This window comes from Kitasatospora sp. NPDC022785 (assembly GCF_055561295.1).
Genome location: NZ_JBVHHB010000033.1, coordinates 1 through 19,995, shown reverse-complemented (window position 1 = coordinate 19,995; position 19,995 = coordinate 1). Strand labels below are relative to the sequence as shown.

Below are 19,995 nucleotides of genomic sequence, written 5' to 3'. Positions count from 1 at the left end.
TGACGCCCCCTCACCACCGGCCCCGGGGAGCGTCACCCGTACCCTGGCACGGTGGACGGAGCCCTGTACCGCCTGACCTGCGGCGAAGACAGCCTCCACTGCCACCGTGCCGACCTCGCCCGCACGCGGCGGCCGCGCCTCCCCGTCGTGGTGGAGATCCTGCGGGAGAGCCGGGTCGAGGTCGTCCTGCTCTGACCTCTCCCCCGGCCCCGTGGCAGGATGCCGCCATGACGACCAGCGGGCGGATCCAGGTACTGCGGGCGGGCGAGCGCCCGGCGACGGCGTGGCTCAACGGGGGCGGGGTGACCAGGGAGGTCGCCGGCTTCCCGGCCGGAGCCGGGCTGGACGCCTTCGACTGGCGGGTGAGCCTCGCGGATGTCGCCTCCGCCGGGCCGTTCTCGGTGTTCCCCGGAATCGACCGGGTGATCACGCTGGTCGACGGCCCGGGGATGGCGCTGACCGTCGACGGCGCCGAGCACCGCGTCGACGCCCCGTTCCGCCCGTTCGCGTTCTCCGGCGACGCGGCCACCGACTGCCGTCTGCTCGGCGGCCCGGTGGTGGACTTCAACGTGATGACCCGCCGCGGCCGCACCACCGCCGGCCTCGCCCTGGTCACCGCGCCCGGGCCGGTGGAGGTCCCGGCCGGCGCCACCGCCCTCGTGCTCTGCCTCGCCGGCACCGCCGCCCTCGCGGACGGCACCGCCCTCGACCGCTTCGACGCCGCCCTGCTGGACGGGCCGGGCACGTACGAGCTGCGGCCCGACGGCGTGACCGCCGTGATCACCTTCCACACGGCCACCCCCTGAAACGCCGCTGCACAGGACGTCGGACCGGCCGACTTCCTGTGCAGCGAACTCCGCGGACACAGCGAACGCAGCGAACGCGGCGGCTGGGGATCAGCCGCAGAACGCCGGTGTCGCGTGCGCCGGGTCGAGCGCGTTGGTGACCAGGTGCAGCGCGGTCGGCGAGAAGGCGATCGCCACATGCTCGGCGAGCGAGACCGGGCAGCTGTCCTGGAGGACCACGTTGTCCACGTTCGGACCGCTGAGGAACTGGGTGCGGTACGGCGTGACCACCTCGTCGTACACGGTCGAGATCACCGTGTAGCGGACGCCCGGCACGGTGTCCGGCACCGAGGCCATCTTCTGGTTGAACGCGGAGCCCACTGCCTGGTCCCGGCAGGCGTTGCAGGCGGTGTAGATCAGGTCGGCGGCCCCGGGGAAGTACGGCGCCAGCTTGGTGATGCCGTCGAGCGTGGTCCCGTGGTTGGACGGCGCCAGGCCGACGACCTTGTCGACCTTGGCCGCGCCCCCGAGGAACTTCAGGTAGTAGTTCGGGAGCATGCCGCCCTGCGAGTGGCCGACGAGGTCGACCTTGGCCGCGCCGGTCGCCGCACGCACCAGGTCGACGAAGCGGCCGAGTTGGGCCGCCGACCGGTCGGCCGGACCGAGCCCGCCGATCGGAAGCAGCAGGCCGCTGCCGGACGAGGTGATGCCCGGCACCGTGCCGTAGTCCAGGGCGAAGACGCAGTAGCCCTTGCTCTTGAGCAACGGTGAGAGGGCGAGCCAGTTCTCGTACCGGTTGGCGAAGGTGCCGTGCACCAGGACCACCGGGTCGGGGTGCGCGGCCGTCGGCTTGCAGGACCAGTCGTTGGCGCCCGGCGGCGAGGCCACCGTGTCACCGTCCGGCGGTAGTTGGGCCGAGGAAGGCTGTGCCTCCGGGAGCCGGACCGACGGGGCGGACGCGGTGGGGGCCGCGTCCGTCCCGGCAACCGCGTACGCGGCACCGGCCTGCCCGCCCGCGAGCAGCGCACCGGCCAACAGGGCCGGGCCGAGGGTGCCGAGCAGCCTGCGGCGGACCGGTCTTGCGGAGAAGCGGAGAAGTGGGGTTCCCAACTGTTGCCTCCACAGCGGAAGTTTGTTACCAACAGGTAACCCGAGTGCCTCCATCATGCGGTCGCCCCTCCGGCCCGGCCCTTGGGTGTCCCCCAGACCTGGACGGTGTTTTCTGTGACCAGTCACAATTCACCCGCTTGCGCCCCCGGTTGGCGGATCCCGGTGATCGGTGGAGTGCCCGCCGACCAACGGCTGCTCGGCGCCGTGCCGGAGTTGGTCGAGACCGTCATCGCCGCCCTGCTGGAACGCGTACCGACCTACCGCCGGCTGCCGCGCGAACAGGTCACCGGCGAACTCGCCCAGGTCACCGAGCGCCGGATCCGCGCCCTCGCCCAGGCCGTCCGCACGGGACTGCCCGCGCCCGAGGCCGAGTTCGCCGCCGTCCGGGAGGCCGCCGCCCGCCGGGCGGAGGAGGGGCTGCCGCTCGACGCCGTCCTGCTCGCCCACCACCTCGGCATGGAGGTCTGCTGGGAGCTGGTCACCCGGCAGGCACGGGACGGCGACGCCGCCGACCTGCTCGTCCTCAACCGGCTCCTGCTCGACCAGCTCCGCCAGGCCACCTCCGCCGCCGGCGCCGGCTACGTCGAGGAGCACCGCGGCCTCGCCGACGAACGGCACGCCACCCGGCACGCCCTGCTCACCGCGCTGCTCGACGGCGCCCCCGCCGACGAGGCCGCCGCCCGCGCCGGCCTCCGGCTCCCGCCCGCGTACGCCGTGCTCTGCCTCGCCGTCGCCGACCACCCCGACGAACGGGCGCCCGGCGTCGACCGGACGGTGGCCGGCCACCGCAAACTCCGCCGGCTCCGCGCCGAACTCGACCACCGCACCCGGCAGTCGGCGCTCACCTCGCTCACCGTCTCCGGCGGTGTGGCACTCGTCCCGCTCGACCACCGGCCGGACGCCGTCCCCGCCACCACCTGGCAGCAGCTCGCCGACACCGTCCACCGGGCGGCCCGCACGGCGGGCGCCGCCGTCCAGGCCGGCGTCGCGGCGGCCACCCCCGCCGGCGTCCCGGGCGCGGCCGCGCTCGCCCACGAGGTGCTGGACGTCGCGCAGGCCTTCGGCCGCCCGCCCGGGCTGCACCGGCTCGACGACCTCCTGCTGGAGTACCAGCTCAGCCGGCCCAGCCACGCCCGGTCCGGACTCGCCTCCCTGATCGAGCCGTTGGCGGGCTCCGGCGACCTGCTCGCCACCCTCCGCACCCACCTGGCCGGCGGCCTCAACCGCCGTCACACGGCTCGCGCCCTCCATCTGCACCCGAACACCGTCGACTACCGGCTGCGCCGCATCGCCGTCCTCACCGGCCTCGACCCCACCCGCCCCGCCGACCTCCTGCGCATCACCGCCGCCATCGCCGCCCACGACGCCGAGCGCACCCAGGAGCCGGCCTGACGCCGGCACCGGCACCAGCACCGCGGGCAGAGAACGGGGTGCGGAGCTGTCGCCTCCGCCCGCGAGCAGCCGACCGCGAGCAGCCCGCGGGGCCCGGCAGCGGCTCGCCCCGGCCCGCCGGGCCCCGCAGCGACCCGCCCCGGGCAGCTCAGGACCCCGACGGGCCCCTCACGCCCCCGACTCGCCCGGCAGCCTCAAGTCCCAGCCCGCCAGCGCCCGCAGCTGCTCGGCGGTGATGTCGTCGGCGAGCGGGTTGGGCGGGTCGTGGCGGAACGGCGGCTGCCACCCCTCCTCGGCGGTCCAGCGCCGGACGATCTTCGCGGGCGCACCGGCGACGACGCTGTGGTCGGGCACCTCACCGCGGACCACCGAGCCGGCCGCGACCACCACGTTGCGGCCGAGCCGGGCGCCGGGGAGGATCACCGCGCCGGTGCCGATCCAGCTGCCGGCGCCGATCTCGACGGGCTCGTTGCGCGGCCACTGCTTGCCGATCGGCAGGTCGGTGGCGCGGTATTCGTGCGCCTGGTCCGATATGTAGACGCCGGGGCCGGTCCAGACGTCGTCGCCGAGGATGATCGACTGGTGGCCGACGATGTGGCTGTCGCGGCCGATCACGCAGCCGCCGCCGATCCGGATGATCGGCTCGGGCCCGAGGTCGAGTCCGGGCAGGAAGCCGGCGCTGATGGTGACGCGCTCGCCGATGATCGAGAACGGGCCGATCGTGATCCACTGCTCGTTGAACACCGCGCCCAGCGGGAAGGTCAGCTTCGTCCCCGCGCCCAGTTCGCCGAACCGGTACGGCCCGGGGCTCTCGCTGGACACCGCACCGGCCCGCTGCACCCACTGCCAGCCCCGGTGAACGAGGCGGCCGGCGGCGCGGCGAGCGCCGGACCGGACGGCGGAGAACAGGGAACGGGTGATCGACATGCGGCCACGTTACCGGTCCGTAGGGCGCCGCCACCGGGCAGGCGGCCAACATCACACCCGGCCCGGCCGGCCCGGAACCCCGTCCGAAATCCGCCGGCGGGTGCCACGCTCGTGCGCCACGGAGATCACCGAGCACCTCACCTCGCCGCGCCGCACACCCCCCTCAGCGGGCCCAGGGCGCCGGCCGCTTCTCCAGGAAGGCCCGCATGCCCTGCTGCGCCTCGTCCGAGCCGAACAGCCTGGCCGACAGCTCGACCAGCTCGTCTGCGTCCCGCTCGAAGGAACGCACCACCTCGGCGTTGGCCAGCCGCTTGGACTGCGCGAGGCCCTGCGGCGAGCCGAGCCGCAGCGCGTCCAGCAGTCCCTTGAGCGCGGTGCCGGTGGACTCCGCGGAGTCCGTCGCCTCGGTGATCAGGCCGATCCGGGCGGCTTCGGCGGCGTCGAAGACCTCGCCCGTCAGGTAGTACCGGGAGGCGGCGCGCGGGTCCAGCTTGGGGCGCAGCGGCAGCGAGATGACTGCCGGCGCGAGGCCCAGCCGGACCTCGGTGAACGCGAAGGTGGCGGCCGGCCCGGCCAGCGCGAGGTCGGCGGCGCCGACCAGCCCGAGGCCGCCGGCCCGGACGTGCCCGTCGATCACGGCGATCACCGGCTTCGCGCAGTCGACGATGGCCCGCTGGAGGTCGACCAGGCCGCGCGGGCCGACGGTCGGGTCCGCACCGGTCGCCTCGGAGAGGTCCGCGCCCGCGCAGAACACCTTGCCGGTGTGGCCGAGCACGACGGCGCGGACCTCCGGGTCGGCCGCGGCGGCGGTCAGGCCGGCGGTCAGTTCGGCCATCAGCCGGGTGGAGAGCGCGTTGCGGTTGTGCGGCGAGTCGAGGGTGAGGGTGGTGACGGCGTCGGTGGTGGTGACGCGGACGAAGGGCACTTCGCGGGTCATCGGTGCGGGCCTGCTTTCCGGCTGAGGGTGGGTCGGATTGCCGAGACGTCGGTCCTGCTCGGACGGCGCCCGGACGACTCTGACATGCCCACCCGCCACTCGGCCAGAGCCACCCGCCGCGAGACCCGTCACCCTTTCGCCCCGAAAACCGGTGGTCGGCCCGCCTCCCGGCACGGCAGCATCGGCGCATGACCACCGACGCCGTCCTCCTGCTCGCGCCCCGGATCAACGACACCGGTCTGCAGCTCCGTACCGCCGCAGGCCGCCGCGGCCTGCACGCGCACACCGCGACGGCCTGGCGCGCCCCGGCGGAGCTGCTCGGCGCGTCCGTGCACGTCTACGGCGGCCCGCTGTTCGGCGATGCGGTCGGCGGCGCGTTCGGCCTGGGCCTGCTGCAGCCGCCGGACGACTGGCCGGCCCTCCTGCCGCAGGAGCTGACCGGCCGGCCGCTCTCCCTCACCACGCTGGCCGAGGCCCGCCGGCTGCGCCGCCCGATGTTCCTCAAACCGCCGGGCGACAAGCTGTTCCCGGCCAAGGTCTACCCGGACGGCTCCGGCCTGCCCGGCCCGGACGCGCTGGAGGACGACACCCCGGTGCTGGCCAGCGAGGTGGTCCGGTTCCTCCGCGAGTACCGGCTGTTCGTCCTGGACGGCGAGGTGCGCACCGCCTCGCGCTACGCCGTGGACGGTGACCTCGACGTCGCGCCGCTCGACGAGGACCGGTACCGCGCCGAGGTGACCGCCTTCGCCGCGGACGTGCTCGCCGCCTCGGCCGGGACGCTGCCGAGCGCCGTCGTGATCGACGTCGGCCCGCTGGACGGCGGCCGCTGGGCGGTGGTCGAGGCCAACGCGGCCTGGGCGAGCGGCGGTTACGCATGCGCCCCGGACGCCGTGCTGGACGTGGTGCTGCGGGCCGGCGGCCCGGCCGCCGGCCTCCCCGCGGCCGACCGTCCGTACTGCCGCGAGCTGCCCGAGGTGGTCCACTGACCGGCCGGGCGGCGAAAGGCGCTGGTGCGGTGATCATTCGTCGGCCACGATGGGGGCCATGAGCTCCCGCACCCCGCACCTCACCCACATCACCGAGCCGCCCGGGGTCGCCCCCGGCACCGGCTACACCCAGGTCGTCACCGGCACCGGCCGCCTGGTCGCCGTCTCCGGCCAGGTCGCGTTCGACGAGCAGCGGCAGCTGGTCGGCGCCGGCGACCCGAAGGCGCAGGCGCGGCAGGTCTTCGAGAACCTGAGCCGCTGCCTGGCCGCCGCCGGTGCCGGCTTCGCCGACGTCGTCAAGCTCACCTACTTCGTCACCGACATGGCGTTCATGCCCGCCGTACGCGAGGCGCGGGACGAGCACTTCGGCTCCACGCCGCTCCCCGCCAGCTCGGCGATGCAGGTCGCCGCGCTGTTCCTGCCCGAGGTGCTGATCGAGATCGAGGCGCTCGCCCTGGTCCCCGGCCAGTCCTGACAGGCCCGGCGGCTGTCCGTCGGCCCCGCCCTACTCGCCGGTGGCCCGGCCGCGTCGCCGGGCCCACCGGACGGCGGGGCCCATGGCCAGCCCGGCCGCCGCGAGCACCCCGCCGAGGACGGACCAGCCGATCAGGCCGTGCGCGATGACGGCGCTGCTGACCACGGCCGGCCCGATCATCATCGCGCCGGAGCTGCCGGCGTTGTAGACGCCCTGGTAGGCGCCGTGGTCGCGGTCGCCGGCCAGGTCGTAGCTGAGCGCCCAGCCGCCGGCCTGGCTGAGCACCTCGCCGAGCGCCTGCAGGGCGACGCCGCAGAGCACCACCACCGCGGCGACGGCCGCGGGCAGGCCGTGGGCGAGCGCGAGCACCAGGCAGGAGGCGGCCAGGATCAGTCCGGCCCGGCCGCAGACCCGGGCGGCGGTCGCCGGGTCCTCGGTGCCCCGGGTGGCCCGTACCTGCAGGGCTATGACCAGCACGGTGTTGACGACCATGGTGGCGGCCACGGTGATCCTGGGCGCGTCGGTGTGGTGGACGATCCAGAGCGGCACGCCGACCTCCAGCATCGCGAACTGCAGGCAGAGCAGCGCGTTCAGCACCGTCACCACCAGGAAGGGCCCGTCCCGCAGTGCGGGGTTGCGCCGCCGTCCGCCCCCGACGCCCTCGCCTTCCGCCGCCCGGGCCGACGCCCCGGCCGCGGACCCCTCAGCCGGCCCCTCGGTCGGCCCGCCCGCAGATCCGACCGCGGATCCTGCCGACGCCGCCTCGGCCTTCCGCGCCGCCCGCGCGTCCGGGAGCCGGTGGAACAGCACCGCGACCACCGCGTACGAGGCGGCGTCGGCCAGGATCGCCGTCAGATACGCCGGCCGGGTGTCGATCTGGAGCGCGATCGCGCCGATCCCCGTGCCGAGACAGATCCCGACGTTGGTCACCACCCGCAGGTAGGCCCGGCCGGCCACCCGGCGGTCGGCGGGCAGCACCTCGGCGTAGAGCGCGTTGCGCACGGCGGCCGAGCCCCGGTCCACGGCGGTGACGACGCAGGCCAGCGCCAGAAAGGCCGGGTAACTGTGCACCAGGGCGTAGCAGGCGGTTCCCACCGCGTCCACGGCGACCAGCACCACCAACACCGGCTGTGCACCCCACCGGTCGGCGGCCCGGCCCGCCGGCAGGCTGGCGGCGACCCCGCAGAGCCCGGCGGCGGTGAGGCCGAATCCGAGCTGGGTGGCGCTCAGCCCGAGGACGCGGGTGAAGAAGAGCACGCCGACGGCGAGCGAGAGCCCGCCGCCGACGGTGTTGACGAGGGTGAGCCCCGCGAGCCGGCGCACCATCGGATCGGGGTGCAGCAGCCGTGAGGCGCGGGACGGACCGGCGCCAGGCGAAGCGACGCCGGGCGACCCGGGGCCGGACGCACCGGCGCCGGTCAGGTCGGAGTCGGGTGCGGAGGTCTCCGCCTGTGAGGTGGTCATGCCGATGATCACACCCCGTTCTCCCACCCCGCAGTACTGATTTAGGCTCTGGCTAAAAGTGGCAGCCACCGGGGGGCGGGACATGCACAGGTTCAGGCTCGGCCTGGCCGACCTCGCCACCACCTGGTTCGCCTGCTCGCCGATCCAGGAGGCCGCCCTCAGCCTGCGGATGTGGACCCACCCGGGCGTCTACGTGTTGCAGGCCCCCGCCTTCGAGCGGCTGCGCCCGGTCTTCGAACGGCTGGACTCCACGCTGCTGCGCTCGCTGGTCGCCGGGAACCGCTGGATCCCGGACTTCCTCACGCCCCGCCCCGCCACCCCCTCCGCCGACTTCCGCAGCGAGCTGGCCGTGGTCCGCGCACTGCCGCCGGAGCAGCTGCGCCCCGAGCTGGAGCAGACCTTCCTGCCGCAGGGCGCACCGCTGCCCGCTCCGCTGGCGGCCGGACTGGCCGATCCGGCCCGGCTGCTGGCCCGGATCGCCGACGCGCTGGAGGAGTACTGGGAGGTCTGCCTCTCCCCCACCTGGTGGCCGCAGGCCCGCGCGGTACTGGAGGCGGACCTCGTGTACCGGGCGCGGGTGCTCTCCCAGCACGGCGCGGCGGCGCTCTTCGCCGACCTGGACCACCGGCTGTACTGGGAGGACGGCGTGCTCTCGATCAACCGCCGCTGGTCGGCGCAGGACCACGACATCACCGTGGACGGGCGCGGGCTGGTGCTGACCCCGACCTTCTTCGCCCGCGGGGCGGTCACGATGATCAGCAACGACCGTGCACCGCAGATCGGTTACCCGGCGCGCGGCCAGGGCGGGATGGCCGGCCGGCCGGCCCCGGTCACCCCGCGCGCGCTGGAGCAGCTGCTCGGCGCCCCGAAGGCCCGGCTGCTCGCGGTGCTGGCCGAACCGGCCTCGACCACCGACCTGGCCTACCGGCTGGGGGTCACCCCGGGTGCGATCAGCCAGCACCTGGCGGTGCTGTACCGCACCGGCCTGGTGACCCGGGCCCGGCACGGCCGCTCGGTGCTCTACAGTCGCAGCCCGCTCGGTGACGAACTGAGCGGCGTCCCGCGGCGGGCGTAGGGCCGCCCCGGCCCTGATGACCCAACTCCCCAGTGGTACAGACCTGTTGACGCATTGGCCCAGTCCTCCTACAGTGCCCATGCCCCCGCATCCCCACGGCGCGGGCACCGGTCGGCCACGCACCACCGGCCGGGCGCCGTCACCACCGGCCACGCAGCACGGCCGGGCACCACTCGTACGGTTCTGCGTCACCCTGTCCAACCCCCACAGTCACAGGGAGAACCATGTCCGCTCGATCCAGGGCCGCCCGCCCCCGGGCCGCCCGCCTCCGGGCCCGCCGCCCGCGAGCGCGCAGCAGACTGCTGACGCTGCTCTCCGCCCTGCTCCTCCCGCTGGCCGCGCTCACCGCGCTGGCCACCCCGGCGAACGCGGCCGGCAGGCTCACCGCCACCTTCACCACCGCCGACGACGGCTCCTGGTGGAAGGGCACGTACATCGTCCACAACGACGACGCCGCCGCCGTCTCCGGCTGGACGCTGGAGTTCGACCTGCCGGCCGGCGTGACGATCCAGAGCAGCTACAACGGCACCGCCACCGTCAACGGCCGGCACGTCACCGCCGCCAACGCGTTCTACAACGCCAACGTCCCCGCGCACAGCACCACGGAGCCGTACAGCTTCTGGTTCGTGGCCGGCGGCCCGATCGGCGCGCCGACCGGCTGCCGGGTCAACGGCGCCAAGTGCGACGGGAGTTCGGACGTCCTGCCGTCGGCGCCCGGGACGCCGGTGGTCACCGGGGCGACCGCGCACACCCTCGCGCTGACGTGGTCGGCCGCCACTGCCGGGGACTTCCCCGTCGCCTCCTACGAGGTGCTGAACGGCGCCACCGTGGTGGGCACCGGCGCCGGCACCGACACCGTGGTCACCGGGCTCACCCCGGCCACCTCGTACACCCTGACCGTCCGGGCCAAGGACACCCGGGGCAACACCGGCCCGCCGAGCGCACCCGTCACCGCCTCGACCTTCGACCCGGCCACCGACCCGGTGCCGCCCACCGCTCCCACCAACCTCCGTGCCACGGCGGTGACCTCCTCCGACGTGACGCTGGCCTGGAACGCCGCCACCGACAACACCCGGGTGGCCGCGTACGACGTCTACCAGGGCGCCGCCCTGGTCCGGTCCGTCACCGGAACGACCCTGACCGCGACCGTCAACGGCCTCTCCCCCTCGACCGGTTACACCTTCACCGTGAAGGCCCGCGACCGCGCCGACAACGCCTCGCCCGCCTCGGCGCCGCTCGCCGTCACCACCGCGGACCTGGTCGGGGCCGGGAAGTACGCCCGGGTCGGCTACTTCACCCAGTGGGGCATCTACGGCCGCCAGTACTTCGTGAAGAACCTCGACACCGGGCTCCCGAGAGCGTGGCCGCACGCCCTCGGGAGCCCCCGCGCAGACCGCTACCGCGAGGCCAGCGACGTCAGCTTCCGCGCCGCCCGGTACTGCCGCAGCACCTGCGCGAAGGTGGTGTGCCCCTGGGTCGTCCGGGCGAACGCCCGCCAGGCCGGGGCGACCAGGCAGACCGCGGCGTGGAACAGGTACGGCCGGCGCTCGAACGCGGCCAGCATCTGCTTGCCGGCCCGCATCTCCACGCCCAGCCCGGCCTTGATGGCGAACGCGTAGTTCAGCGCCTCGCGCCGCACCTGCGCCGCGTTGCCCGCCTCGGCCACCTTGACCGCCCACTCGCCGGCCAGCCGGCCCGAGCGCAGCGCGTACGAGATGCCCTCGCGCGTCCACGGTTCCAGCAGGCCGGCCGCGTCGCCGGCGACCAGCACCCGGCCGCGGGAGAGTGGCGAGTCCTCGGCCCGGCAGCGGGTCAGGTGCCCGGACTCCACGCTCGGCGGGAAGCCGGCCAGGCCGAGCCGGCGGATGTAGTCGGCCAGGTACTGCTTGGTCCGCTCACCGTCGCCGCGGGCCGAGATCACCCCGACGGTGAGGCTGCCGGCCTCGGTCTTGGGGAAGACCCAGCCGTAACTGCCGGGCAGCGGCCCCCAGTCGAGGTGGATGCGGCCGGCCCAGTCGGCCGCCACCGAGGGCGGGACGGGGATCTCCGCCTCCAGCCCGAGGTCGATCTGGTCGAAGGAGACCCCGACGTGCCGGCCGATCCGGCCGGCGCTGCCGTCCGCGCCGACCACCGCGCGCGCCTCGAAGGTGCGGCCGTCGGCGGCGGTGACGACCGCCGTCCGGTGCTCGCCGCCGCGCTGCTCCACGCCCGTGACGGTCACTCCGGTGACCAGCACGGCGCCGGCCTGCTTGGCCGCCTGCACCAGGCGCAGATCGAACTCGTCCCGGTTGACCAGCCCGAACAGCATCCGCTTCGAGCGCCGCGTCCGGGTGAACCGCCCGCCGTACGCGAAGGTGACGGCGTGCACCCGGTCCTGTAGCGGCAGCCGGAAGTCCGGCGGCAGGCTGTCCCGGGAGGGGCCGATGATGCCGCCGCCGCAGGTCTTGTAGCGGGGGTGTTCGGCCTTGTCGAGCAGCAGCACCCGGCGGCCCTGCGAGGCGGCGGCGTGCGCGGCCGAGGACCCGGCCGGTCCGGCACCGACCACGACGACGTCCCAGACGCCGTCGAGGCGGTCGGTCCCGGGCGCCGCCCGGTCGGGCTGCGGCTCGTGGGACTGCCGCTCGAACGGCTGTCCGGACGCCGCGGCGTCGAGCGGGCTACGGGAATCGGAGCTTCCGGAGTCAGTCACGTCGAGCAATCCTATGCGGCCGGGTGAGCCGGAGCCCGCCGCGCCGCCCCGAGCGTCCGCGGGACCCCCGGGGCCGCCCGTTCGACTCGGCCTATGATCGGCGGTATCCCCGTCAGCACCGTCCGCCCGGACCATCCCCCCCGGACGGACCAGCCCTCCCGGAGCATCCGCATGCCGCAGCAGCCCCTGGCCGACGCCGTCCGGTCCCTGATGGACCGTGCCCGCACCGACCTCGCCGAGCTGGTCGCCTTCCCCTCGGTCGCCGACCCGCGCCAGTTCCCGGTCGAGGAGTGCGAGAAGGCCGCCCGCTGGGTCGCCGACGCCTTCGCCGCCGAGGGCCTGACGAACGTGCAGCTGCTGGACACCCCGGACGGCACCCAGTCCGTCTACGCCGAGCTGCCCGGCCCGGCCGGCGCACCGACCGTGCTGCTCTACTCCCACTACGACGTGCAGCCCCCACTCGACGAGTCCGCCTGGCTGAGCCCCGCCTTCGAGCTGACCGAGCGCGACGGCCGCTGGTACGGGCGCGGCGCCGCCGACTGCAAGGGCAACATCCTGATGCACCTGACGGCCCTTCGGGCGTTGCGCGAGGTGTACGGGGACGCCTACCCGGTAGGACTGAAGATCATCGTCGAGGGCTCGGAGGAGCAGGGCACCGGCGGCCTGGAGCGGTACGCCGAGGCGCACCCCGAGCTGCTCGCCGCCGACGCCATCGTGATCGGCGACACCGGCAACTTCGCGGCCGGCCTGCCCACCGTCACCGCCTCGCTGCGCGGCATGACGGTGGTCGAGGTGGCGGTCACCACGCTCGCCGGCAACCTGCACTCCGGTGCCTTCGGCGGCGCCGCCCCGGACGCCCTGCAGGCCCTGGTGAAGGTCCTGGCCTCGCTGCACGACGAGCACGGCGACGTCGCGGTGGCCGGGCTGGTCAGCGACCAGACGTGGTCCGGCGTGCAGTACGCGGACGAGCAGTTCCGGGCCGACGCCAAGGTGCTCGACGGCGTCGCGCTGACCGGCACCGGCACCGTCGCCGACCGGCTCTGGGCCCGTCCGTCGGTCACCGTCCTCGGCATCGACGCCCCGCCGGTGATCGGCGCGACCTCCTCCGTCCAGGCCGCCGCCAAGGCACTGGTCAGCCTGCGGGTGCCGCCGGGCACCGACACCGCCGCCGCGCAGGACGCGCTGGTCGCCCACCTGGAGGCCCAGGTGCCGTTCGGCGCGCAGATCCGGATCGAGCGGCAGGGCAACGGCGCGCCCTTCAGCGCGGACACCTCCGGCCCGGCGTACGAGGCGATGGGCGAGGCGATGGCCGAGGCCTTCGGCACCGCGATGGTCGCGTCCGGCGAGGGCGGCTCGATCCCGCTCTGCAACACGCTGCGCTCGCTCTACCCGCAGGCCGAGATCGTGCTGATCGGCGTCGAGGAGCCGACCACGCAGATCCACGCCGTCAACGAGAGCGTCGACCCGCTGGAGCTGGAGCGGATGGCGCTCACCGAGGCGCTCTTCCTGCGCCGCTACGCGGAGCTGCGCAAGGCCTGAGGCCGCCCGGCGGTCACACCGGCACCCGCTCGTGCTCGCGCTCGCGATCGCGATCGCCCGAGCGGGTGCCGCCCCACCTCCCCAGCCGCCGTGCGGCGGCGTGCACCAGCGCGTAGCCGACGGCGCCTACCGCGAGGCCCGCTCCGGCCCCGAAGCAGAACTCGGGGATCAGGTTCCGTCGAAGCGGCGCGAGCCGGTGCACCACCCCGGCCGCCATCGCCGCACTTAGCGCCACGACGGCCGTCCGCCGCACCCCCGCGGGGAGCACCACCTGCGGCCGGACCGGCTCCACCGCCCGGGCCGCCCGCCCCAGGTGCCCGGCCAGGGCGGCCAGCGCCAGCGCGGAACTGCCGTACTGCAGCACGGTGTACAGCGGCAGCCCGGCGACCGTCCGGTCCAGCACCGGCAGCAGCGTGACACCCAGCCGGCCCTCGTGGGTGAAGGCGTCCCAGCCGACGTGGGTGGCCGCGCCCAGTGCCGCCGAACCGGCGAACCAGGCCGCGTCCACGACGCCGCCCGCCCTCGTGGCACCGCCCCGACGGGCCGTCAGCGCCTCGGCCGCACCCGCCCACCGGTCGGGCAGCAACCCCACCAGCGGCCCGCGCACCAGCCCGTGCCACCCCGCCACCAGCACGCCCGCGATCGCCACGTCCACCGTCGGCACCGCCCACCACTGATGGGTCAGCCAGCCCTGCCCGTAGAGGCCGGGCAGCAGCGAATCCGCGAAGAACGGCACATCGGGCGCCATCGACCCGGCGACCAACGCCGAGGCGACCAGCGGCCCGCGCGCCCCCGCCGCGCGCAGCAGGGGCAGGACGGCCGCCGGATGGCTCAAGGTGAACGGCATGCCCCTATCCTGCCGTCACCGGTCCACCGGTGCGGCCTGCCCGGGCATCCCCCGGCCGCCGCGCCACAACCAGCCCGGGGCCGCCACCCCGGACCGGTCCGGCCCCCGCACCGCCCGCCCCGCCCCCGCCGCTACGCCGCGTCGGCCGCTCTCGCCAGGCCCAGGGCGGCCCGCCGCCCGGCCTCCAGGTACCGCAGCTCACCGCTGCGCCGGGCGTCCAGCGCGGCGGCGAGCCGGCGGTAGCGGCCCGGCGGCAGCAGGCCGGCGGCCTCCTCCAGGCTGACGAAGCGCCAGCCGCGCAGCTCCTCCTGCGGGAGCAGCAGGCTCTGGCGGGCGTCGGCGTCCAGCAGCCCGCCGTCGTACACCAGCCGCAGGCCGCCGCGGCGCGGGCCGGTGCGCGGTTCCCAGTCGACCGCGAGCAGGCGCAGCGCGGCCGGGTCGAGGCGCAGCCCCAGCTCCTCGGCGGTCTCCCGCAGGGCGGCGTCGGTCGGCGCCTCGCCGCGCTCGACCACGCCGCCGGGGAACTCCCAGTCCGGCTTGTAGACCGGGTCGACGAGCAGGACCCGGTCCTGCTCGTCGAAGAAGAGGACGGCGGAGGCCACGGTGTCGCCGGTCGGGTCGGGGGTCTGCACGATCGGACAGCGGGCGGAGCCGTCCCGGACCAGCTGGGCGAGCCGGGCGGCGGTCTCGCGCGGGGTCAGGGTGCCGTTGTCGACCAGCCGGGCGTCTCGGCCGAGCCAGCGGCGGGCGGTCAGGTAGCGGGGCACCTGCTCCAGGCACCACTGCCGGATGCGCGCGCTGTGCTCCGGATCGCCGGGGACCTCCTCGCGCCGGGATATCCGCTCTCGCAGGATCGTTTCTTCAGGGTCCAGCACGAGATGGTGCACCGTGATGCCGTTCGAGGCGAGCGCACCGAAGATCTCGTCCCGGTACTCCTCCCGCAGCAGCGTCATCGGGACGACCAGCGGGCCCGGCACCTCGCCGAGCAGCGCGGCCGCCGTCTCGGGGACGAGCCGGCGCCAGGCCGGCAGGTCCTGGAAGTCCGACACCGTCGCCAGCCGGTCGGCCGGCAGCATCCCGCGCAGCCCGAACCCGATCAGCTCCGGGTCGAACAGCATGCTGCCGGGCAGCAGCTCCACCAATTCACGACAGGCACTCGTCTTGCCCGCGCCGAACGTGCCATTGACCCAGACGATCACAACGTCCCCTGCCCCTCGACTTCCCCCGGTACCGTTCGCACCGGGCGGCGCCCCCGTCAGCCGTGCCGGCGCCACCCGAGGTGGTACCCCCGCCGCGCCGGTCCCCATGCCTCGGAAGCGGGCCCTCCCGCCGAACTGTGCCCCGCCCCGTGACAGCGGCATGTGCCCAGGCCAGGCGGCCTACCCTACCCGCCGCACACCCTCGCGACCGCCGGTCCGCACGCCCCCGATCACCGGCGTTCACCCGCTCCGTACGCGCTCCCTCTGCGCCCTGCGCGCCCCCTCCGTACCCGACCCCTCCGCGCAGGAGGTCGGCCCGTCCGACTTCCTGCGCACCGCCCACCCCGAACCCTCACACCGAACGCCCGGGCCGGTCGGGAGGCGATGTGCCTCCCGACCGGCCCGGGCGTGGCACCGGCGGGCGCAGGCCTCAGGGCCGGCCCATGTGGGTGGGGTAGTAGCCGCTGCTGATGCCGGAGATGCGGATGTTGGTGCCCGGCCGGGCGGCCTCCACGTACTGGTTGTTCCCCAGGTAGATCGCCACGTGCTGGATGCCCCGGGCGGTACCGTCGGTCGACCAGAAGAGCAGGTCGCCGCGCCGGAGCTCGCTGGCGCGGACCGGCGTGGTCGCCGCGTACTGGTCGTTGGCCACCCGCGGCAGGTCGATCCCGCCGCGCCGGAAGGCCTGCTGGACCAGGCCCGAGCAGTCGTAGCCGTCCGGCCCGTTGCCGGCCGTGATGAACGGCTTGCCGAGCTGGGCGAGCGCGAACAGCACGGCCGTCTCGACGTCCCCGTCCGCCGCGGGCGCCGCGGAGTCCGCGGACGCCGAGGTCGAGGAGCCCGAGCCCGACGACGACCCGCCGCCGGTCCGGTCGAGGTAGACGTCGTAGTGCGTGGTCCAGCGCCACTCGCCCTTGCTGTTCTTGAACCAGTACCGCGAGCCGTCCCAGCCCTGCTTGATCCCACCGGACGAGGACGCCGAGGAGGTCGAGGCCGCCGAGGACGACGAGCCCCCGGTCCGGTCGAGGTAGACGTCGTAGTGCGTGGTCCAGCGCCACTCGCCCTTGCTGTTCTTGAACCAGTACCGCGAGCCGTCCCAGCCCTGCCTGATCCCACCGGACGAGGAGCCCGAGGAGGTCGAGGCCGCCGAGGACGACGAGCCCCCGGTGCGGGCCTGGTAGACGTCGTAGTGCGTGGTCCAGCGCCACTGGCCCTGGCCGTTCTTGAACCAGTACCGCGAGCCGTCCCAGCCGGCGTGGGCCGGCGCGGGCTCGGCGGCTGCGCTGCCCACGCTGGTGCCGAGGCCGATCACGCCGGCTCCGGCCGCGATCACGGCCACCATGCCTATCCCCCGGCGGACCCGCCCCGCCCGGGAGGGACGGGCGGCACGGGGCCGCGCGTCGGTGGTGGCGTGCTGCCCGGTCGGGTCGTCGGCGGCGCCCGGTGCGCCGGTGTTGACGGTCGTCATCCTGCTGTCTTCCTTTGCTGAGCGGGAACTGCAGAGACCCCCCGGCCGACATGCCACGGCTTCCGGTCCTGCGACCGGAAGCCGCCGCATGTCGTCCAGGGATTCGGTTCTGCCTGCGTGTCACGGTAGGCACGCGTCCGCTCACGGCGCGCAGTGGAGTGCGCCAAAGGAAGGGTTCACGGATGGTGAGCAGGGAGACGGTCGATCAGGTGAGCGTCCGTCACCGGACGACCGTCCGGACGACCACGGGGTGACCTCCCGTCACCCGTGTGCCGACTCCGCCAGCAGCTGCTTCTTCAGCACCTTTCCCATGGCGTTCCTGGGCAGTTCGGGCACCAGCACGACCTTCCGGGGCCGCTTGTGCACCGAGAGCCGCTCCGCCACGAACGCCGTCAGCTGTTCCCCCGTCACCGCGCCGTCCGGGATGACGTAGGCGACCACCGCCTGGCCGAGGTCGTCGTCGGGAGCTCCCACCACGGCGGCGTCCGCGACCGCCGGATGGTCGCGCAGCGCGGCCTCCACCTCGCCGGCGCCGATCCGGTACCCGCCGCTCTTGATCAGGTCGACCGAGGCCCGCCCGACGATCCGGTGGAACCCGTCCTCGCCGATCACCGCGACGTCGCCGGTGCGGAACCAGCCGTCCGCCGTCCACGACTCGGCGTTGGCGTCCGGCCGGTTGAGGTAGCCGGCGAACAGGGTCGGCCCGGCGATCTGCAGCTCGCCGACGCTCTCGCCGTCGGACGCGACGGGCTCGCCGTCCTCGCCGACCAGCCTGGTCCGCACGCCGGCCACGGGCAGGCCGACGCTGCCGGGGCGGCGCTCGCCGTCCGCCCGGGTGGAGACGGTGATCAGGGACTCGGTCATGCCGTACCGCTCGATCGGGGCGTGGCCGGTCAGCGCGGTCAGCTTCCCGAAGACCGGCACGGGCAGCGGGGCGCTGCCGGAGACCAGCAGCCGGGCCGAGGCCAGCTGCCCGGCGGCCTCCGGGTCGGCGGCCAGCCGGGACCAGACGGTCGGCACGCCGAAGTACAGGCTGCCGCCGGCGGCCGCGTACCCCGCCGGGGTGGGCCGCCCGGTGTGCACCAGCCGGCTGCCGGTGCGCAGGGCGCCGAGCACGCCGAGCACCAGACCGTGCACGTGGAAGAGCGGCAGTCCGTGCGCGAGGGTGTCGTCGGCGGTCCACGCCCAGGCCTCGGCGAGCGCGTCCAGGTCGGCGGCGACGGCCGAGCGGTGGATCATCGCCCCCTTGGGCGCGCCGGTGGTGCCCGAGGTGTAGAGCACGAACGCGGTGGCGTCCGCCGCGGGCTCGGCGTAGGTGGTGGCGGAACGCTCCGTCAGGTCGACCGGCAGCGCCGCCACCCCGGCGTCCTGCGGCACCGTGTCCGCGGCCGCGTGCGCGAGCAGGGCCGCACCCGAGTCGCGCAGGATGTGCGCGCGCTCCTTGGGGCCGGAGTCGGGCGGCAGCGGTACCACGGGCACGCCGGCCAGCAGCCCGCCGACCACGGCCGCGACGGTCTCGGCGGTGGGCCGGGCCAGCACCGCCAGGGCGGGGGCGCCCGTCACCCGGTCGGCCACCGCGGTCGCCGCGCCGAGCAGCTCCTCGCGGGAGAGCTCGCGGCCGTCGATCCGCAGCGCGTCACCGGAATCGCCGAAGTCGCCCTGAAGTGCCGTCAGGAGTGTCATGCCTCTGCCCTCGCCCTTGCTCACGGTGTGCGGCCCTGTCCTTGCCGGCCCTGTCGTGGCCGGCCCCGTCCCCGCCGGCCGTGTCATGGCCGGTCGTGTCGTGGCCGGTCGTGGGGCCGACTCTACGGGCCGGGCGGCAGACCCCGGCAAGACCGCAGGGCGCGCCCGGGAGGTCCCGGACGCGCCCTGCGGTTGTGACGCACGCGGCGGATCAGCCCTTGCGGGCCTTCACCTCGCCGGTGAGCTGCGGCAGCACCTCGAAGAGGTCGCCCACCACGCCGTAGTCGACCAGCTCGAAGATCGGGGCCTCGGCGTCCTTGTTGACGGCCACGATGGTCTTCGAGGTCTGCATGCCGGCCCGGTGCTGGATCGCGCCGGAGATGCCGGCCGCGATGTAGAGCTGCGGGGAGACCTGCTTGCCGGTCTGGCCGACCTGGTTGCTGTGCGGGTACCAGCCGGCGTCGACGGCGGCGCGCGAGGCGCCGACGGCCGCGCCGAGCGCGTCCGCGAGCTCCTCGACCACGCCGAAGCCCTCGGCGGCACCGACGCCGCGGCCGCCGGAGACCACGATGGCGGCCTCGGTCAGCTCGGGGCGGCCGGTGGAGACCCGCGGGGTGCGCGAGGTGACCTTGGCGGCGTTGCCGGTGAAGGCGACGGTGACGTTCTCGACGGCGCCGGCGGCCGGAGCGGCCTCGGGGGCGACGGCGTTCGGCTTGACGGTGATGACCGGGGCGCCGTGCGACACCCTGGACTTCACCTGGAAGGACGCGGCGAACACCGACTGGGTGGCGACCGGGCCGTCCGCGCCGGCCTCCAGGTCGACGGCGTCGGTGATGATGCCGGAGTCGAGGCGCAGCGCGACGCGGGCGGCGACCTCCTTGCCCTCACCGGAGGAGGTGACCAGCACCGCGGCGGCCTCGGTGGCCTTGGCGATCTGGGCCAGCGCGTCGACCTTGGGGACGACCAGCTGGTCGGCGAACTCGGCGCCGTCGGCGACGTACACCTTGGCCGCACCGAACTCGCCGACCTTGGCGGCGATGTCGGCGGCGGCGGCACCGGCACCCAGGACGACGGCCGACGGCTCGCCGATCCGGCGGGCCAGGGTCAGCAGTTCCAGGGCCGGCTTGCGGACCACACCGTCGGCGTGGTCCACGAGAACCAGGATCTCAGCCATGATTCGTTGCTCCTGATCGATCGTTGGAAACGCGAACGCGTGGGATTAGATGAACTTCTGGTCGGCGAGGAAGGCGGCGAGCTGCTTGCCGCCCTCGCCCTCGTCCTTGACGACCGTGCCCGCGGTCCGCGCCGGACGCGCCGCCACCGACTCGACCGCCGTCCACGACCCCGCCAGACCGACCTCGCCGGCCTCGATCCCCAGGTCGTCCAGGTCCAGCGACGCGACCGGCTTCTTCTTCGCCG

The 19,995-nt window shown here is 74.9% G+C and carries 17 protein-coding genes and 2 pseudogenes; 8 read left to right on the top strand and 11 right to left on the bottom strand.

The features are described 5' to 3' along the window. Nucleotides 1–51 precede the first annotated feature (51 nt). Both ACZ3YO_RS35170 and ACZ3YO_RS35165 read left to right on the top strand, forming a co-directional pair. Nucleotides 52–195, top strand: a complete 144-nt coding sequence (locus tag ACZ3YO_RS35170; RefSeq protein ID WP_465577696.1) for a hypothetical protein — start codon at nt 52–54, stop codon at nt 193–195. Between the two features lie 32 nt (nt 196–227). After that, nucleotides 228–806, top strand: a complete 579-nt coding sequence (locus ACZ3YO_RS35165; protein ID WP_465577694.1) for a HutD/Ves family protein — start codon at nt 228–230, stop codon at nt 804–806. A 90-nt stretch (nt 807–896) separates the two neighbouring features. Here the strand turns inward: ACZ3YO_RS35165 and ACZ3YO_RS35160 are convergent, their stop codons facing one another. Next, nucleotides 897–1,808, bottom strand: a complete 912-nt coding sequence (locus ACZ3YO_RS35160) for an esterase/lipase family protein (protein WP_465577813.1) — start codon at nt 1,806–1,808, stop codon at nt 897–899. A gap of 261 nt (nt 1,809–2,069) precedes the next feature. On the opposite strand from ACZ3YO_RS35160, the gene ACZ3YO_RS35155 reads away from it, so the two are divergent. Then, complete coding sequence (locus ACZ3YO_RS35155) at nt 2,070–3,287, top strand: PucR family transcriptional regulator (protein ID WP_465577692.1); 1,218 nt, start codon at nt 2,070–2,072, stop codon at nt 3,285–3,287. Nucleotides 3,288–3,455: 168 nt separating this feature from the next. Here the strand turns inward: ACZ3YO_RS35155 and ACZ3YO_RS35150 are convergent, their stop codons facing one another. Together ACZ3YO_RS35150 and ACZ3YO_RS35145 are read right to left on the bottom strand one after the other, a co-directional pair. Continuing rightward, entirely contained in the window at nt 3,456–4,214 is a 759-nt protein-coding gene (locus tag ACZ3YO_RS35150; RefSeq protein ID WP_465577690.1) for an acyltransferase, read from the bottom strand. Between the two features lie 163 nt (nt 4,215–4,377). Then, nucleotides 4,378–5,151, bottom strand: a complete 774-nt coding sequence (locus tag ACZ3YO_RS35145; RefSeq protein WP_465551117.1) for an enoyl-CoA hydratase family protein — start codon at nt 5,149–5,151, stop codon at nt 4,378–4,380. A gap of 188 nt (nt 5,152–5,339) precedes the next feature. Here ACZ3YO_RS35145 and ACZ3YO_RS35140 point away from each other — a divergent pair, with 188 nt between their 5' ends. Beyond that, nucleotides 5,340–6,137 (top strand): ATP-grasp domain-containing protein, encoded by a 798-nt coding sequence (locus ACZ3YO_RS35140; protein WP_465577688.1) that lies wholly within the window; start codon nt 5,340–5,342, stop codon nt 6,135–6,137. 58 nt (nt 6,138–6,195) lie between these two features. Then, complete coding sequence (locus tag ACZ3YO_RS35135; protein ID WP_396324814.1) at nt 6,196–6,612, top strand: RidA family protein; 417 nt, start codon at nt 6,196–6,198, stop codon at nt 6,610–6,612. A gap of 30 nt (nt 6,613–6,642) precedes the next feature. Here ACZ3YO_RS35135 and ACZ3YO_RS35130 read toward each other — a convergent pair whose 3' ends face one another. After that, a complete protein-coding gene (locus ACZ3YO_RS35130) occupies nt 6,643–8,076 on the bottom strand; it encodes an MFS transporter (RefSeq protein ID WP_465577686.1) in 1,434 nt (477 codons plus the stop codon). Nucleotides 8,077–8,158: 82 nt separating this feature from the next. Here ACZ3YO_RS35130 and ACZ3YO_RS35125 point away from each other — a divergent pair, with 82 nt between their 5' ends. Together ACZ3YO_RS35125 and ACZ3YO_RS35120 are read left to right on the top strand one after the other, a co-directional pair. Next, the gene (locus tag ACZ3YO_RS35125; protein ID WP_465577684.1) at nt 8,159–9,151 is read left to right on the top strand and encodes an ArsR/SmtB family transcription factor; all 993 of its coding nucleotides are present in this window, start codon (nt 8,159–8,161) and stop codon (nt 9,149–9,151) included. Nucleotides 9,152–9,375: 224 nt separating this feature from the next. Further along, nucleotides 9,376–10,497: pseudogene (locus ACZ3YO_RS35120) on the top strand (fibronectin type III domain-containing protein); the annotation flags it as partial. A 50-nt stretch (nt 10,498–10,547) separates the two neighbouring features. On the opposite strand, the gene ACZ3YO_RS35115 reads toward ACZ3YO_RS35120, so the two are convergent. Beyond that, the gene (locus ACZ3YO_RS35115; RefSeq protein WP_465577682.1) at nt 10,548–11,840 is read right to left on the bottom strand and encodes a geranylgeranyl reductase family protein; all 1,293 of its coding nucleotides are present in this window, start codon (nt 11,838–11,840) and stop codon (nt 10,548–10,550) included. Nucleotides 11,841–12,011: 171 nt separating this feature from the next. Here ACZ3YO_RS35115 and ACZ3YO_RS35110 point away from each other — a divergent pair, with 171 nt between their 5' ends. Next, entirely contained in the window at nt 12,012–13,379 is a 1,368-nt protein-coding gene (locus ACZ3YO_RS35110) for a M20/M25/M40 family metallo-hydrolase (RefSeq protein WP_465577680.1), read from the top strand. A gap of 13 nt (nt 13,380–13,392) precedes the next feature. Here ACZ3YO_RS35110 and ACZ3YO_RS35105 read toward each other — a convergent pair whose 3' ends face one another. The 6 genes and pseudogenes from ACZ3YO_RS35105 to ACZ3YO_RS35080 form a co-directional block, all read right to left on the bottom strand. Further along, entirely contained in the window at nt 13,393–14,226 is an 834-nt protein-coding gene (locus ACZ3YO_RS35105) for a DUF4184 family protein (protein ID WP_465577678.1), read from the bottom strand. A gap of 131 nt (nt 14,227–14,357) precedes the next feature. Continuing rightward, nucleotides 14,358–15,425 (bottom strand): NUDIX hydrolase, encoded by a 1,068-nt coding sequence (locus ACZ3YO_RS35100; RefSeq protein WP_396324806.1) that lies wholly within the window; start codon nt 15,423–15,425, stop codon nt 14,358–14,360. A gap of 430 nt (nt 15,426–15,855) precedes the next feature. Continuing rightward, the gene (locus ACZ3YO_RS35095) at nt 15,856–16,893 is read right to left on the bottom strand and encodes a C40 family peptidase (protein ID WP_465577676.1); all 1,038 of its coding nucleotides are present in this window, start codon (nt 16,891–16,893) and stop codon (nt 15,856–15,858) included. Between the two features lie 261 nt (nt 16,894–17,154). Further along, nucleotides 17,155–18,576 (bottom strand): acyl-CoA synthetase, encoded by a 1,422-nt coding sequence (locus ACZ3YO_RS35090; RefSeq protein WP_465577674.1) that lies wholly within the window; start codon nt 18,574–18,576, stop codon nt 17,155–17,157. A 211-nt stretch (nt 18,577–18,787) separates the two neighbouring features. Beyond that, nucleotides 18,788–19,750 (bottom strand): electron transfer flavoprotein subunit alpha/FixB family protein, encoded by a 963-nt coding sequence (locus ACZ3YO_RS35085; protein WP_465577672.1) that lies wholly within the window; start codon nt 19,748–19,750, stop codon nt 18,788–18,790. Nucleotides 19,751–19,795: 45 nt separating this feature from the next. Further along, nucleotides 19,796–19,995 (bottom strand): annotated as a pseudogene (locus ACZ3YO_RS35080) (electron transfer flavoprotein subunit beta); the annotation flags it as partial.